Genomic DNA, 13,932 nt, shown 5'->3' on the forward strand with positions numbered 1-13,932 from the left:
GCCGGCCCGACGCCTGAGCCGGAAACCCCGCCCGACGCCCGACGCCTGACCCGCCCGACGCCTGAATCGGAACCCCGCCTTGACCACACCCGTCGGTACCGACCGGAACCCGACCGAACCGCCCCCCGAGGGCGGAGGGATCGAGCTGTTCCCGGTGAACTTCACCGCCTACCAACACCACCACGACCTGGACACCGGGTCCCACGTCCGGGCGATCGCCGACCTGCTCGCCCCGTACGGTCCGCGCGTCAACAGCTGGGCCACCCCCGAGGACGAACGGGACCGGCAGGCGGTCGAGGACCGGCTCGGCGAATGGAAGCGGCCCACCGCCTCCCGCGGTGGCAACACGGTGCTCTACTGGGTCGGCCACGGCAGCGCCGAACACCTCGCCCACCACCGCACCCCCACCCCCATCGACGACGGAATCTCCCCGGAGGAAGTCGCCCGCGCCATCGGCAGCCGCCAGGTCCACCCCGACAGCGAGGACAGTTGGGCGATCGTCGTCATCGACGCCTGCTTCTCCCAGGGCTTCGCCCAGGAGGTGCACCGCATCCTCCTCGGCAAGAAGTACCGCGATGCCGGCCGCTACCTGCTGCTGTCCACCGCGGCCGAGGGCTACACCGAACTCGGCACCTTCACCGGCGCCCTCCGCCGCGTCCTGACCGTCACCTTCCGCGGGAAGCCCGACATCGGCCTCGCGGAACTCGGCGTCGAACTCAACCGCGAACTCCGCGGTGGCTACCGCGGTGACCGGGCCGTGCACGGCGACCGGCTCGTGCGTCTCACCCCCGATGCCGCCACCACCGTGTCCGCGCCGCTGGACCAGCTCGCCGAACTCCAGGCCGTCATCGACCGGTTGCCCACCGACGAGCAGCGCCACTTCCTCCCCAAGGCGTCCGGTGCCGAACTCGGCGAACTCGCCTGGTACTTCCACGGCCGCACCGAGGAACGCGACCGCATCCTGCGCTGGCTGGCCACCGCCACCCGGGGCGCCCTCGTCGTCACCGGCCCCGCCGGCTCCGGCAAGTCGGCCCTCCTCGGCCACGTCCTGCTGCACACCCGTACCCGGCTGCGCGACGTCCTCGTCCGCCACGGCCACCTGACCGCGCTGCCCGCCGAAGTGCCGTGCCCGGACGACCCGTTCGACCTCGTCGCCCACCTCTCCGGCCTCACCCTCGCCCGCACCGTCCAGCTCCTCGCCGAAGCCGCCGGCCTGCCCGACCTCGTCCGGCAGGCCGACGACGGTCAGCCACCCGCCGTCCTCGCCGCCCGACTCGTCGCCCGGCTGCGCGCCCGGCCGACCCGGCTGACGCTGCTGTTCGACGCCCTCGACGAAGCCGAGCAGCCGCTGCTCATCGCCGCCCTCCTGCTGCGCCCCCTCGCCGCCCTGCCCGCCGTCCGGGTCGTCATCGGCACCCGCCGCTCCACCCACGAAGGCCCCGACCAGCCCACCCCCACCGACACCGACATCCTCGACGCGCTCCGCCCCCGGCCGACCGGCCCCCGACCGTCCCGTGGCGAGGCCGGACCGTGGGCCGACGTCGAACACGTCGAGGTGAAGCAGGACCCTCAGGCCCTCGCCGGATACCTGCGCACCAAGCTCGACGCCGCCAGACACCGCGGCGTCCTCGACGCCGACGAGGCGACCATCGAGGACGCCGTCCACCGCCTCGTCACCGACCACCAGCAACACGGCGCCGAGCCACAGCAGTTCCTCTACGCCCGGCTCGCCGCCCACGAACTCCTCAACGACCCGGGCCTCCTCGCCGACCCTACCCCCCTGATCGGCCGCACCCACCGCCAACTGTTCACCCGCGCCCTCCGGCGACTCCACCGCACCAACCCGGACTACGCCCCCCTCCTGCGCGCCCTCGGCCTCGCCCAGGGGCGCGGCCTGCCCGCCCAGGACGGCATCTGGGCCCTCGCCGCCGACGCCCTCGACGGCCGCACCGACACCGGCGGCAGCATCCCCGAGCTGCTACGGGACGCCGCTCCCTACCTCACCCTCGACCACGAACACGAGCGGAGCGTCTACCGCCTCGCCCACCGCACCTTCACCGAACACTTCACCGCCGCCCCGGACACGGCCGGCGGCCACGCCCTCCTCACCGCCGCCCTCGCCGGGCACGGCCGGCAGAGCCTGGGCGCGCAGGAGGACGCCACGCAGGAGGACGCCACCGTCCCGCCGGACGCGGTCGTCAGCCCGTACATCCGCCACCACCTCGCCGTCCACGCCCGCCTGGGCCACAGTGCCGGGGCCCTCCACACCCTCGCCGACCACACCGAGGTCCTCGACGCCCTCGACCTCACCAGCATCACCGCCGCGGCCTTCGACCACGGCCTGCCCTCCCACGAACTGCCCCCGGCCATCGCCGGAACCGTCCTGCTCCAGCACCACGCCCGCGACACCGCCGCCACCGAGCAGGCGGCGGGCAGTACGGCCGGCTGGCGTCGCTGGTGGCGCCGACTCGGCACCAGCTACATCCAGGGCGCCCCGCCCCCGGCCGAAGCACGCCCCCGCGACCCGCGCGGATGGCCTCCGGATCTGACCGTCGGCGAACTCCGGCAACGTCAACTCCACCTGCAACTCACCGGCCACACCGACAAGGTGAACGCGGTGGCGCTGTTCACCGCACCCGACGGCACTCCGCGTCTGGCCTCGGCCGGTGCGGACCGGACGGTGCGGATCTGGGACCCGGCGACCCGAGCCCAGGACGGTCCTTCCCTCACCGGCCACACCGACAAGGTGCGTGCGGTGGCGGTGTTCACCGAAGCCGACGGCACCGTGCGGCTGGCCACGGGCGGTGACGACGGGGCGGTGCGGATCTGGGACCCGGCCACCGGAACCCAGGACGGCGTTCCCCTCACCGGCCACGGCAGCGGAGTGGCCGCGGTGGCGGTGTTCACCGCGCCCGACGGCGCCGTGCGCCTGGCCACGGGCGGCGACGACCGGACGGTGCGGATCTGGGACCCGGCGACCCGCGCCCAGGAGGGCCGAACCCTCACCGGCCACACCGACAAGGTGAACGCGGTGGCGGTGTTCACCGCACCCGACGGCGCCGTGCGCCTGGCCACGGGCAGCGACGACACGACGGTGCGGATCTGGAACCCCGTCACCGGCACCCAGGAGGGCCGAACCCTCAGCGGCCACAGCGGCGTCGTGCGTGCGATGGTGGCGTTCACCGGACCCGACGGCACCGCGCGCGTGGCCACGACCGGCGGCGACGGGACGGTGCGGATCTGGAACCCCGCCACCGGCACCCAGGAGGGCGACACCATCACCCACAACTTCGGAGTGGCGGCGATGATGGTGCTCACCGCGGCCGACGGCACCCCGCGCCTGGCCACCGGCGGCTTCGACGGGGCGGTGCGGGTCTGGAACCCGGCCACCGGCGCCCTGGAAGCCGTACCCGTCACCAGCGACGACCACTGGGTGAGCGCGGTGGTGCAGTTCACCGCGGCCGACGACACCCCGCGCCTGGCCACCGGCGGCGAGGACCACACGGTGCGGATCTGGAACCCGGCCGACCGCCCCCAGGAAGGCGAACCCGCCGACGACAGCATCTACGGAGTGATGGCGGTGGCGGTGTTCACCGCGCCCGACGGCACTGCGCGCCTGGCCACCGCCAGCCACGACAAGACGGTGCGGATCTGGAACCTGGCCACCGGCAGGCAGGAAGGCGCGCCCCTCACCGGCCACACCAGCTGGCTGCGCGCGGTGGCGGTGTTCACCGCGCCCGACGGCACGCCGCGCCTGGCCGCCGGCGACGGCGACGGGACGGTGCGGATCTGGAACCCCGCCACCCGCGCCCAGGAGGGCGTGCCCCTCACCGGGAACGGCAGGGTGGTGGATTCGGTGATGGTGGTCACCCCCGCCGACGGCACTGCGCGCCTGGCCGTCGCCGACAGCGACGGGAACGTGCGGATCTGGAACCCGGTCACCTGCACCCAGGAGGACGGCCCCCTCACCGGGAGCACCAGCGGGGCGCGGAAGGCGGCGGCGTTCACCGCGGCCGACGGCGCGCCACGCATGGCCGTCGGTGGCGAGGACGGGACGGTGCGGGTCTGGAACCCGGCCACCGGCGCCCTGGAGGGCGCACCCCTGACCTGGCACGACCACTGGGTGAGCGCGGTGGTGGCGTTCGACGCGCCCGACGGCACGGCGCGGGTGGCCAGTGGCGGCATCGACAAGACGGTGCGGATCTGGGACCCGCACACCCGGACCGGGCAGACACTGAACCTGGCGGACCGAGTCGAGGCACTGGCGGAAGGCCACGGGCTGCTCATCGCGGGCACCTCGTCGGGCTACCTCGCGATCGACATCGCGTCCCTGCCCACCGACCCCGCCGGTACCGGCACCCCGCTGTGACCACCTGGGCGGCCTCGCTCGCCCGATCGGTGGAACGGTGGGAGGCCGGCCCCTTCGGCTCGGCGGGCGTGTGCCGTCAGTGTGCGTCGCGTCCGAAGACGGACCGGTCGGCGGACTGGTGGCCGTCGGACTCCGCGCCGACCCGGGCCTCCACGGTGACGTCGTTCGCGGTCAGCAGGTCGAGGGTGGAGACGGCGACCTGGGGGTGCAGGCCCGCGGCACCGCGCAGGGCGGTGCCGCGACGCCGTCAGGTCACTGCGCCGTGAGCCGCGGGGTGCGCGGCGGTACCGTCCGGCGGTCGTCGGTCGCCTCGAAAGCGGCGGCGAGGGTCAGCAGGGCGTTGTCGTCGTAGGCGCGGCCGGCGAAGGTCAGGCCGACGGGCATGCCGGTGTCGGTCATGGTGCCCATGGGGACGGTCACGGTCGGGATGCCGAGGTGGCGGGGGACCAGGTTGCCGTTGGCGACCCAGACGCCGTTGCGCCAGCCGAGGTCGGCGGACGCCTCGCAGACGTCCATGTCCGCCGGGCCGACGTCGGCGGCCGTGGGGAACACCACCGCGTCCAGGCGGAGTTCGTCCATCCACTGCTCCAGGTCGATCCGGCGCGTCTCCTCCAGCCCGCGCAGTCCCTCTTCGAGGTGCGGCATGTCGGTGAAGGACGCGTACGGGCGCTCGCGCACGAAGCGCGGGTAGTCGCTGATCGAGTCCTCGAAGCCGTCGTAGCGGTCCGGGAGTTCACCCTCCCACTTCGGGAAGATGCGGTCGCCGTCGACCTCGGTCAGGGTGGCGAGCGCGGGGTCGCCGTTGGCACGCAGGAAGTCGTCCCAGGCCCAAGCGGAGAGGTCCTCGATCTCCACCTTCAGGAAGTCGCGGCCGACCAGCCCGCGGGTGAGCAGCGAGGGCGCGCCGGGGCGGTCGGACTCGTAGTTGGTCACGACGGGGAAGTCGACCTCGACCACTTCGGCGCCGGCCGCCTCCAGGTCACGGCGCGCCGCGTTCCACAGGTCGATCACCGAGGGGCGGGTGTCGATCCGCTGTCCGGTGCTGCCGCCGATGCCGCCGTCGGGGTTCGTTCCGGCGTCGGGGTCGGCGTTGACGTACATCCGGGGCACGCCGACCCGCTTGCCGGCCAGGGCCGCGCGCGCCGCCGCCGTGTCCGCGGGGGCCAGCGCCGGGTAGGAGGCGGGGCGGACCCGGGACGCCGCGGGCAGCGGGATCCAGGGCTGTGCGCGCCACAGGTCGCCGCGGGTGTCCGGGTCGTCGGTCACGATGACGTCGAGCAGTTCGAACAGGTCGGCCATGGTGCGGGTGTGCGGGACCACGACGTCCATGGTCGGCACCAGCGGCCAGTTGCCGCGCACCGAGATGACGCCGCGGCTGGGTGTGTAGGCGCACAGCGCGTTGTTGGACGCGGGTGCCCGGCCCGATGACCAGGTCTCCTCGCCGAGGCCGAAGGCGCCGAACGAGGCGGCCGTCGCGGTGCCCGAGCCGTTGGAGGAGCCGGAGCCGTAGGCGCTGGTGAGCCAGTCGGCGTCGTACGGGCTCTCGGCGCGGCCGTAGACGCCGCGCTGCATGCCGCCGTTGGCCATCGGCGGCATGTTGGTCAGGCCGATGAGGACGGCCCCGCCGGCGCGCAGCCGCTCGATGGCGAAGGCGTCGCGCTGGGCGACGAGGTGCTCGAAGGCCGGCGAGCCGGCCGCGGCGGTCAGGCCCTTGGCGAGGTAGCTGTCCTTCGCGGTGTACGGGATGCCGTCCAGCGGGCCGAGGGTCTCGCCGCGCGCGCGGCGGGCGTCGGAGGCCTCCGCGTCGGCGCGGGCGTCCGGGTTCATCACGACCATCGCGTTGAGCGCGGTGGCGGTGCCCGGCCGGTCGTACGCCTCGATCCGTGCGAGGTAGGCGTCGAGCAGCCCGACCGCGGTGGTCTCGCCCTTCTCCAGCGCTGCGCGCAGGTCGGCGATACCGGTTTCCACTACGTCGAATCCCCGCGTCATGCGGATGGCTCCTGGGGTGATCGGGTTTCGCGCGGCCCGCATGCTTCCGGTCGCACGTGCACCGCGTCAGAAGTCGGCAGCCGCTGCTGGAACGTTCCAGCACGTGCACCTTATGCATTGCTGGAACGTTCCAGCAAGGAGCGCGTACCGGAGCGGGTGGCCTGTTCCGGGCTGCGTCTAGACTTCCTGGCTGTGACCAGCCGCTCCGTGACCCTGATCGACGTGGCCCGGGCGGCCGGGGTGTCGAAGAGCACCGCCTCCAACGCGCTCGGCGGCTCCGGCCGGGTGTCCGAGACCACGCGCGGGCGCATACAGGACGTGGCCCGGAGGCTCGGCTACCGGCCGAACACCGCGGCGCGCAGCCTGCGCCGCTCCAGCACCGGTGCGATCGGCCTGCACCTGCCGCGCACCGCGACCCGGCTGGAGTACTACATGAACCTGGCGTTCGGCGCGGTGGAGCGGGCCCGGGAGGACGGCCTGGACCTCGTCCTGCTGGCCCCCGGCACGGCGTCCGGCGGCGGACTCGCCGCCCGGGTGGACGGCCTGCTGGTGATCGACCCCGAGGTCGACGACCCGGAGGTCCCCCACCTGCTGGACGCGGGGGTGCCGGTGGTCACCGGCGAGCGCTACCTCGGCGGCGGGGCCGCACCCAGCGGGGCCGTGGTGTGTGACAACGCCGCCTCGCTGGCCGCGCTGCTGGACCACCTCGCCGAGCGCGGCGCCCGCCGCCCCGCCCTGCTGGCGCCCGGCCCCGGCTCCGACTGGGCCGCCGCGCTCCGGGCGGCGGCCGACACCTGGAGCGCGCGCCACGGCACCGAGGTGCTCCTGCGGACGGTGCCGTTCGCGGCCACACCGGCCGAGGCCGAGGCCGCCACCACGGACCTGATCGCCGGCGTCCCGGGCCTGGACGCGGTGGTGTGCGCCCCCGACGGCGCGGTGCCGGGCGTGCTGGCGGCGGCGGCACGGGCCGGCCTGTGGACGGGGACCGACCTGCTGGTGGCCGTCTGTGTCGACGGCGCCGCGGCGCGCGGTTCGAGTCCCCCGGTCACGGCCGTCGACCTGCGGGCCGCGGAGTACGGGCGCGCGTGTGCGGCCCTGTTGAGTGATCTGCTGGCGGGGGAGGCCGAGCCCGGCGTCGTACGTCGCCACGACTGGGCGCTGAACGTCCGGGACTCCACCGCCGCCGGTCGGTCTTGAACTCGGTTGGTCCTGAACTCGGTCGGTCCTGAACTCGAAGGTCCGCCGGAGCGCGGCAGCTCCGTGTCGGCGCCACAGGTGCCGCGCTCACGGGAACGCCGCGGCCGGTCTGGCATGCTCGCGTGCATGGACGGTGCCCCCGGAACGGAGTGTCGGCCGGGCGAGCCCCGGTCGGCGCGCGACGCCGCGTTCCTGAAGCGCTTCGACGCCGCCATGCGGCTGCCGCTCGTGGTCTCGGCCCTTCTGCCGTTCGTCATCGTCCCGCAGTCGGGCGGGGCGGTCGGCGTCGTCGTCGGCATCGCCACCTGGCTGGTGTTCCTGGCCGACTACGTCGTGCACGCCCGTCGCCGTCACCACTACGGGCGAACCGGACTGGGCTGCTTCGACCTGTTCGTGGTGGTGGCCACCGCGCCGTGGTTCCTGCTCCCCGGCGCGTCCGCGGGCCGGTTCGCGGTCATGCTGCGCCTGGCTCGGCTGGCCCGTCTGGTGATGGTCAGCCGAGGAGCCCGCCACCTGTTCCAGCAGTTGGGGCGGGTCGCCGTCGTGGCGATCGGGATCGTGGTGGTCGGCTCGCTGACCGCGTACCGTGCCGAGAGCCCGGTCAACCCCGAGTTCGCGACGGTCGGCGATGCCCTGTGGTGGGGCATCGTCACCCTCACCACGGTCGGCTACGGGGACATCGTTCCCGAGACCCTGTCGGGGCGCTGGGTGGCGACGGCCATCATGGTCACCGGGATCGCCGTGCTGGGTGTGCTCGCGGGGGCGCTGGCGAGCTTTCTCCGACTCGACGGGAGCGGGGCGGACGCCGAGGACGTCGGCGGGTCGCCGTCGCCCGCGGCCACGCCCACCGCCGCGGCCACCGCGTCCGCGGACGCACCCCTGGAGGCCCTGACCGCAGAGGTGGCAGCCCTGCGTCGCGAGGTCGCCGACCTGGCCGAGAGGCTTGCGGGAACCCGCCCCGAGCCGCCCGCGGCCGGGGCGGACGACGGCGTCTGAACCCGGGTGCGGCCCTGATGGCATCGGTGGGGAAGGGCGGTTCGAGGCACCGCTCGTAGGGACCGGGTCTGTCGGTGCGACTTCGTAAGGTCGACGCCTGATCGATCGCGAAGCCTTCTCCCCGTTGCTGTTCTTCGAGTTCGACCACAAGCCGGGCACGTTCTGCGCCTTCGGCGAGGACGCCGATGCCCTCAGGGTCCTGGGGGCGCTCTTGCAGGAGGCATGGCGGGACCGGTTCGTGCTCAGGGAGTACATCGGCTGAAAGTGCGTTCGGCCGCGCGGGTGTGTTCGGCGTGTGGCGCGGCGAGTGGCGCGGCGCCGTTCATGCGCAGCCGACACCTGTGCGGTGACCGGCAGGACGTGTGTGGTGCGGTTCACGCCGCCGCGTCCGGGGCGGGGTGCCGTCCGGGTATCGGGCCTGGTCGGGGCCCAGGGATCCTGCGCATGATCCTGCCCGCCACCCGCGCCGACTACAAGGCCGCCGAGACCCACGCCTACGAGCCGGGCGAGGCCCTGCGCTGCCCGCTGGTCGCCCTGACCGGCGACGAAGACCCCAAGGCCACCGTCGACGAGGTCGCCGCCTGGGCCGACCACACCGAGGGCTCCTTCGACCTGCGGGTCTTCCCCGGCGGCCACTTCTACCTGGCCACCCACCAGGGCGCGATCGTCCGGACGATGACGGACCGTCTGACCACCTCCTGAACACCCCGCCGCGGCGGCCCGGACCGGCAGCGACCGCTCCGGGCCGCCACGGCACCGCCCGCCACGCCGGCGCTCGTCACGGCGACACCTCGACCACCCGCGTCACCCGGGCGGACGGCGGCGTCTCTTTTGCAGCCGGGCCGTCCCGGCGCGATGGGGGACCTTCGGCCTCGGACGCGTGGACCTCCCGGCCCCAGCGGACGCCGGGCCGAGGCGGTGGGATGGAGGCAGCGCGGGACCGGTGGGAACCGGAACCGCCTTCGTCACCGTGAGAAGGGCAGGACCGCCATGAAGGCCGCCGTCGTCCGCGAGTTCACCGCACCGCTGGTCGTCGAGGACCGTCGGGTACCCGAGCCGGCCGCGCGCCAGGTCCGGGTCCGGATCGAGGCCTCCGGCCTGTGCCACACCGACATCCACGCCGCCCGCGGCGACTGGCCCGTCCAGCCCAGCCCGCCGTTCGTCCCCGGACACGAGGGCGTCGGCATCGTCGAGGCCGCCGGCGAGCGGGTCCGCCACGTCCGGGTCGGCGAACGGGTCGCCATCCCCTGGCTCGCGGACGCCTGCGGACGCTGCGACCAGTGCGTCTCCGGCTGGGAGACCCTCTGCGTCCACCAGCACAACAGCGGCTACTCCGTCGACGGCGCCTACGCCGAGTACGCCCTCGCCCACGGCGACTACGTCGTCCCCGTCCCCGACGGCATCGACCCCCTCGACGCCGCCCCGCTGTCCTGCGCCGGCGTCACCACCTACAAGGCCCTCAAGGTCTCCGGCGCCCGCCCCGGCACCCGCGTCCTGGTCTCCGGCATCGGCGGCCTGGGCCACCTCGCCCTCCAGTACGCCCGGCTCTGCGGCGCCGAGACCATCGCCGTCGACGTCACCGACGACAAACTCGCCCTCGCCCGCGACCTCGGCGCCGACCACGTCATCGACGCCCGCACCCAGGACGTCGCCACCGAGGTCCAGGCCCTCGGCGGCGCCCACGCCGCGATCGCCCTCGCCGTCAGCAACGCCTCCTTCCAGGCCGCCTACGGCGCCCTGCGCCGCGGCGGAACCCTCGTCCTGGTCGCCCTCCCCGCCGGCGGCAAACTCGAACTCCCCGTCTTCGAAACGGTGTTGAACGGCACCAAGGTCATCGGCTCGATCGTCGGCACCCGCGAGGACCTCGCCGAGGTCTTCCGCCTGCACGCCCTCGGCCGCACCCGGGTCATCCGCGAGACCCGCCGACTCGAGGACGTCAACACCTGCTTCGACGAAGTCCTCAGCGGCAAGGTCTCCGCCCGCCTGGTCTTCGACCTGCGCTGACCGGGGTCCGGTCGGCGATCCACAATCCGAAGGTATGAGGAAGGGAACGACATGAACGACACGGTGGCGCAGCGGCGGATCGTGGTGGGCGTCGACGGATCGGCGTCCTCCCGTGCCGCCCTGCGGTGGGCAGTGCGTCAGGCCGCCCTGGTCGGAGCCGCGGTCGAGGCGGTGATCACCTGGGAGTACCCGGCCGTCTACCACTGGGGCGTGCCGGTGGCCGACGTGGACGACGGGGTCGTCGCCGGGTACGCCGGAAAGACGCTCGCCGAGGCCGTCGCGGAGGAGACGGGCCCGCAGTACCCGGTCGAGGTGCGCGAACGGGTGGAGTACGGCAACGCCGCCCAGGTCCTGCTGGAGGTCGCCGAGGGTGCCGAACTCCTGGTCCTCGGCAACCGCGGCCACGGGGGCTTCGTCGGAGCGCTGCTCGGCTCGGTCAGCCAGCACTGCGTCCACCACGCCTCCTGCCCGGTCGTCGTCGTCCGGGACACCGAGCACGAGCAGACCGAGCCCGCCGAGCGCACCGAGCCTGCCGAAGGGTCGGCCGCCGCCCGGTGACCCGCATCCGCGGCCGAGGGGACCTCCAGCGGCCGGGCGCGGGCGGGGTACCGCCGGCCCGGCCGACTCGGCCGCGTCCGGGGATCAGCGCTGTTGCCGTCCGGTGCGCGGGGTGAACCGGTCCGTCAGCCGGACCACGGCGAGGGCGGCCGCGTACCCGACGGTGAACAGCGCCACCAGGAACAGGAGCGCGGTCGCGCTCATGATGTAGGAGCCCGTCAGTACGGGGGCGACCACGGGCGGCACGCCCAGGACGACGGCGGTCAGGGCCGCGGAGCCGACCGTGCGGGTGCTGCAGGCGACGGCCGCGCCGGCGACCACCGGGGCGAGGACGTGGAATCCGGTGCGGAAGACCGTCCCCTCGCCGGGGCCGAGGGCCTGGGTGAGGACGGCGTCCGAGGCCGTGAGAGCGATCACGACCCCCCACGGTACGGCGGGGCGCGGTTGCGTGGTGCGGTCCGGCGGAGCGATCAGCAGCACGAGGGCGTTGAGGGCGAACAGCACGGTGTCCGGGCCCTGCAGGGCGTAGGTCAGTGGGACGTGCGCCTGCGCACCGGGCAGCTCGGGGTCGGCGGACAGGACGAGCAGCGGGGCCACGACGGTGGCCGCCGCCAGGACCCGGGCCGTCGTCCAGCGGCCGGCCAGGGCCGCGACGGCCATCAGCGCCGCCGGGACGAGCAGGGCCGCCGTGGCGACGAGCGATCCGACGCGTACCCCGCCGTCCGGGTCGGTGGCGGTCCGGACGGCCCACCAGAGGTGGACGGCCGCGTAGCTGCCGGCGAGTGCGGCGGCGAGCGGGGCCGCGGTGGCCAGGGCCCGGCCCGTCGGCAGGTGGGAGACCAGGCCGAGTCGGACCCGCAGCCCGTGCCCCGCCACGTCGGCGACCTCGCGCAGAGCGGCGAGCGGGGACGCGGCGCGGACGCGGCGTTCGGCGTGGTCGGCGACCTCCGCCAGCGCGTGGGTGCCGTACGAGGCCGGGTAGAGGGCGAGGGCACGGCGCAGCAGGTGGGTCGTCAGGCGGGCGCCCCGGTGGTCCTTCCGGCCCTTCCGGCCGTTCTGCTCCTGGTGCTCCTGGTGCGAGGTCATGCCGTGCCTCCTGCGAGCCTGTTCCGGGTGATGGCGAGGCGCCGGTCGGCCTCGCGGAGGGCGGCGCGCAGCCGGTCGCTCTCGCCCGTGAGGGCCTGGGTCCCGGTCGGGGTGAGGGCGAAGACGCGGCGGGGCCGCCCGGCGACCGTCTCCTCCCGTTCGACCCGGATGAGGCCTTCGGCGAGCAGCCGGTCGAGCGTGCCGTACAGGGTGCCGGCGCCGAGCCGGACCCGCCCCTCGGAGACCGCGGCGACCTCGTCGCCGAGCGCGTAGCCGTGCCGTGGCTGGTCGGCGAGCGCGGTGAGCAGCAGGAAGGTGGGCTCCTGCATGGAGCGTTTCTTCGTCACACCGGCCACCATAGTACGGTCACCGTAGTGTCTGGCAAGGGCGGTGGTGCGCCGGTAGAGCGGTGGGCGATGCCGGGTCGGTCGCGCCGCCGGGCGGCCCAGCCGGCCACAGCGGTCACCGCCGGTCCAGCCCCAGGCGCACCTGCCGAGAATGCGGCACGGCCATGCGCGCCATACGCTCGACACATGTCCGACGTCACGTCTGCCGGCGCCACAGCCGGCGATCTTCCTGCGCCGGCCGAGGGGCTACTGCTCACACACTTCCTCACGGTCAGCGACGTCCCTCGCTCGCGGGCGTTCTACGCCGACGTCCTGAGCGGACGGGTGGTGCTGGACGAGAACCCCTGCATCGTCAAGGTCGCCAACAGCTGGATCATCATGAACCCGGGCGGCGGGCCCACCGACGACAAACCCGATGTCATCCTGCGCACACCGGAGGATCCCGGCACCGTCTCCAGCTTCCTGAACGTACGGGTGGCGGACATCCACGACTTCTACGCCACGGCGAGCGCCAAAGGGGCCGAGTTCCTCACCCCGCCCATCGACCGCCGCGCCGAACTGCGCTGCTACATGCGCGATCCGGACGGCTACCTCATCGAGGTGGGCCAGGCCACGGGGCTGCTCAGAGGCATCCTGGCGCGTACGGACACGGAAGCCTGACGACAGCGCCTCATCAGGGGGCGTCTCTCGTGTCCCACGCCCGTCCGCGCGGGCGTCGAAGGCGTGGCACGTACTGCCGTCGGCCGGAGTCAGCCGGGGTACGTGAACTCGTCGGCGGGGCCGGACGCGGAGAGACAGCCGTTCACCAGCACCCTGACGTCCACGATCTTGCCGCGGGACGCGCCCGACGGCGGTGCCGTCGCGGTGATCCGGGTCGGCGAGCCGAGAGTGACGGAATCCGACGTGTCCCGCTGTCGGGGCTGCCGTCGCCGTCGGCGCCCGTATCGCCGCCGGCGTCGAATTCCCCGACGACGAGGCGCGCAACGAGAAGGTCCGCGCCTTCCGCCGCCGGAAGCTGCCGGTCTACACCGAGGCGTACGGCGGCTGGCTCGCGGCCCGACGCAGAGGTCATCGACACCGCCCGCCTCACACCGCGCCAGGTCGCCGACCACGCGTCGAAGACCATCGGCGCCCTGTGACCACCGCCGTCGACGTGAACCTCCGTCACCACTCCGCCACCGGGGGAGACCGACTCCCTCGCGGGCTGATCGTGACGCAGACGGTCAGGTAGCCGCACAGGTCTTTCTCGTAGCGGTGGCGGGCGGCGCGCCCGCGTCACCCAGGACGGGTGGACCAGCGGTCCGTGCCGGACGAAGGAAACGGACTGCTTGAGACGGCGTACGCGCGTTGAGCTCCCGTCAGGGGCGTCCGCGGCGAGGAAACGGT

At 74.1% G+C, this 13,932-nt stretch carries 11 protein-coding genes; 8 read left to right on the forward strand and 3 right to left on the reverse strand.

Annotated elements, in window-relative coordinates; all coding sequences use genetic code 11:
• Window positions 1-79: 79 nt before the first annotated feature.
• Window positions 80-4,369 carry a hypothetical protein gene (locus ACIQ87_RS27280; protein ID WP_402411215.1) on the forward strand — a complete coding sequence of 1,430 codons (4,290 nt, stop codon included), beginning with the start codon at window positions 80-82 and terminating at the stop codon, window positions 4,367-4,369.
• A 252-nt stretch (window positions 4,370-4,621) separates the two neighbouring features.
• On the opposite strand, the gene ACIQ87_RS27285 is transcribed toward ACIQ87_RS27280, so the two are convergent.
• Window positions 4,622-6,358 carry an amidase gene (locus ACIQ87_RS27285; RefSeq protein ID WP_402411218.1) on the reverse strand — a complete coding sequence of 579 codons (1,737 nt, stop codon included), beginning with the start codon at window positions 6,356-6,358 and terminating at the stop codon, window positions 4,622-4,624.
• Window positions 6,359-6,550: 192 nt separating this feature from the next.
• On the opposite strand from ACIQ87_RS27285, the gene ACIQ87_RS27290 reads away from it, so the two are divergent.
• From ACIQ87_RS27290 to ACIQ87_RS27315, 6 genes are all read left to right on the forward strand, one after another.
• Entirely contained in the window at window positions 6,551-7,555 is a 1,005-nt protein-coding gene (locus ACIQ87_RS27290) for a LacI family DNA-binding transcriptional regulator (protein ID WP_402411220.1), read from the forward strand.
• Between the two features lie 126 nt (window positions 7,556-7,681).
• Window positions 7,682-8,551 (forward strand): potassium channel family protein, encoded by an 870-nt coding sequence (locus ACIQ87_RS27295; protein ID WP_402411222.1) that lies wholly within the window; start codon window positions 7,682-7,684, stop codon window positions 8,549-8,551.
• A gap of 124 nt (window positions 8,552-8,675) precedes the next feature.
• Window positions 8,676-8,813, forward strand: coding sequence for an Imm51 family immunity protein (locus tag ACIQ87_RS27300; RefSeq protein WP_402411225.1), 138 nt, complete (start codon window positions 8,676-8,678; stop codon window positions 8,811-8,813).
• A 182-nt stretch (window positions 8,814-8,995) separates the two neighbouring features.
• Window positions 8,996-9,253, forward strand: coding sequence for a thioesterase II family protein (locus tag ACIQ87_RS27305; RefSeq protein WP_402411228.1), 258 nt, complete (start codon window positions 8,996-8,998; stop codon window positions 9,251-9,253).
• A 288-nt stretch (window positions 9,254-9,541) separates the two neighbouring features.
• Window positions 9,542-10,555 (forward strand): alcohol dehydrogenase AdhP, encoded by a 1,014-nt coding sequence (adhP, locus tag ACIQ87_RS27310; protein WP_402411232.1) that lies wholly within the window; start codon window positions 9,542-9,544, stop codon window positions 10,553-10,555.
• 51 nt (window positions 10,556-10,606) lie between these two features.
• Window positions 10,607-11,113: a universal stress protein gene (locus tag ACIQ87_RS27315; protein ID WP_402411235.1), complete on the forward strand. Its 507-nt coding sequence runs from the start codon at window positions 10,607-10,609 to the stop codon at window positions 11,111-11,113.
• Window positions 11,114-11,197: 84 nt separating this feature from the next.
• Here the strand turns inward: ACIQ87_RS27315 and ACIQ87_RS27320 are convergent, their stop codons facing one another.
• A complete protein-coding gene (locus ACIQ87_RS27320; RefSeq protein WP_402411238.1) occupies window positions 11,198-12,199 on the reverse strand; it encodes a hypothetical protein in 1,002 nt (333 codons plus the stop codon).
• The gene (locus ACIQ87_RS27325; protein ID WP_402411383.1) at window positions 12,196-12,528 is read right to left on the reverse strand and encodes a PadR family transcriptional regulator; all 333 of its coding nucleotides are present in this window, start codon (window positions 12,526-12,528) and stop codon (window positions 12,196-12,198) included. Before ACIQ87_RS27325 ends, ACIQ87_RS27320 begins: the two co-directional genes overlap by 4 nt.
• Before the next feature lie 204 nt (window positions 12,529-12,732).
• On the opposite strand from ACIQ87_RS27325, the gene ACIQ87_RS27330 reads away from it, so the two are divergent.
• On the forward strand, window positions 12,733-13,206 hold the full coding sequence (locus ACIQ87_RS27330; RefSeq protein ID WP_402411241.1) for a VOC family protein: 474 nt from the start codon (window positions 12,733-12,735) through the stop codon (window positions 13,204-13,206).
• Window positions 13,207-13,932 lie beyond the last annotated feature (726 nt).

Source organism: Kitasatospora sp. NPDC096204, assembly GCF_044763205.1.
Lineage (GTDB): Bacteria > Actinomycetota > Actinomycetes > Streptomycetales > Streptomycetaceae > Kitasatospora.

Coding starts and splice junctions, on each gene's coding strand:
- ACIQ87_RS27285 (WP_402411218.1), bottom strand. CDS start 6,358: ATGACGCGGGGATTCGACGTAGTGGAAACCGGTATCGCCGACCTGCGC.
- ACIQ87_RS27295 (WP_402411222.1), top strand. CDS start 7,682: ATGGACGGTGCCCCCGGAACGGAGTGTCGGCCGGGCGAGCCCCGGTCG.
- ACIQ87_RS27305 (WP_402411228.1), top strand. CDS start 8,996: ATGATCCTGCCCGCCACCCGCGCCGACTACAAGGCCGCCGAGACCCAC.
- adhP (WP_402411232.1), top strand. CDS start 9,542: ATGAAGGCCGCCGTCGTCCGCGAGTTCACCGCACCGCTGGTCGTCGAG.
- ACIQ87_RS27315 (WP_402411235.1), top strand. CDS start 10,607: ATGAACGACACGGTGGCGCAGCGGCGGATCGTGGTGGGCGTCGACGGA.
- ACIQ87_RS27320 (WP_402411238.1), bottom strand. CDS start 12,199: ATGACCTCGCACCAGGAGCACCAGGAGCAGAACGGCCGGAAGGGCCGG.
- ACIQ87_RS27325 (WP_402411383.1), bottom strand. CDS start 12,528: ATGCAGGAGCCCACCTTCCTGCTGCTCACCGCGCTCGCCGACCAGCCA.
- ACIQ87_RS27330 (WP_402411241.1), top strand. CDS start 12,733: ATGTCCGACGTCACGTCTGCCGGCGCCACAGCCGGCGATCTTCCTGCG.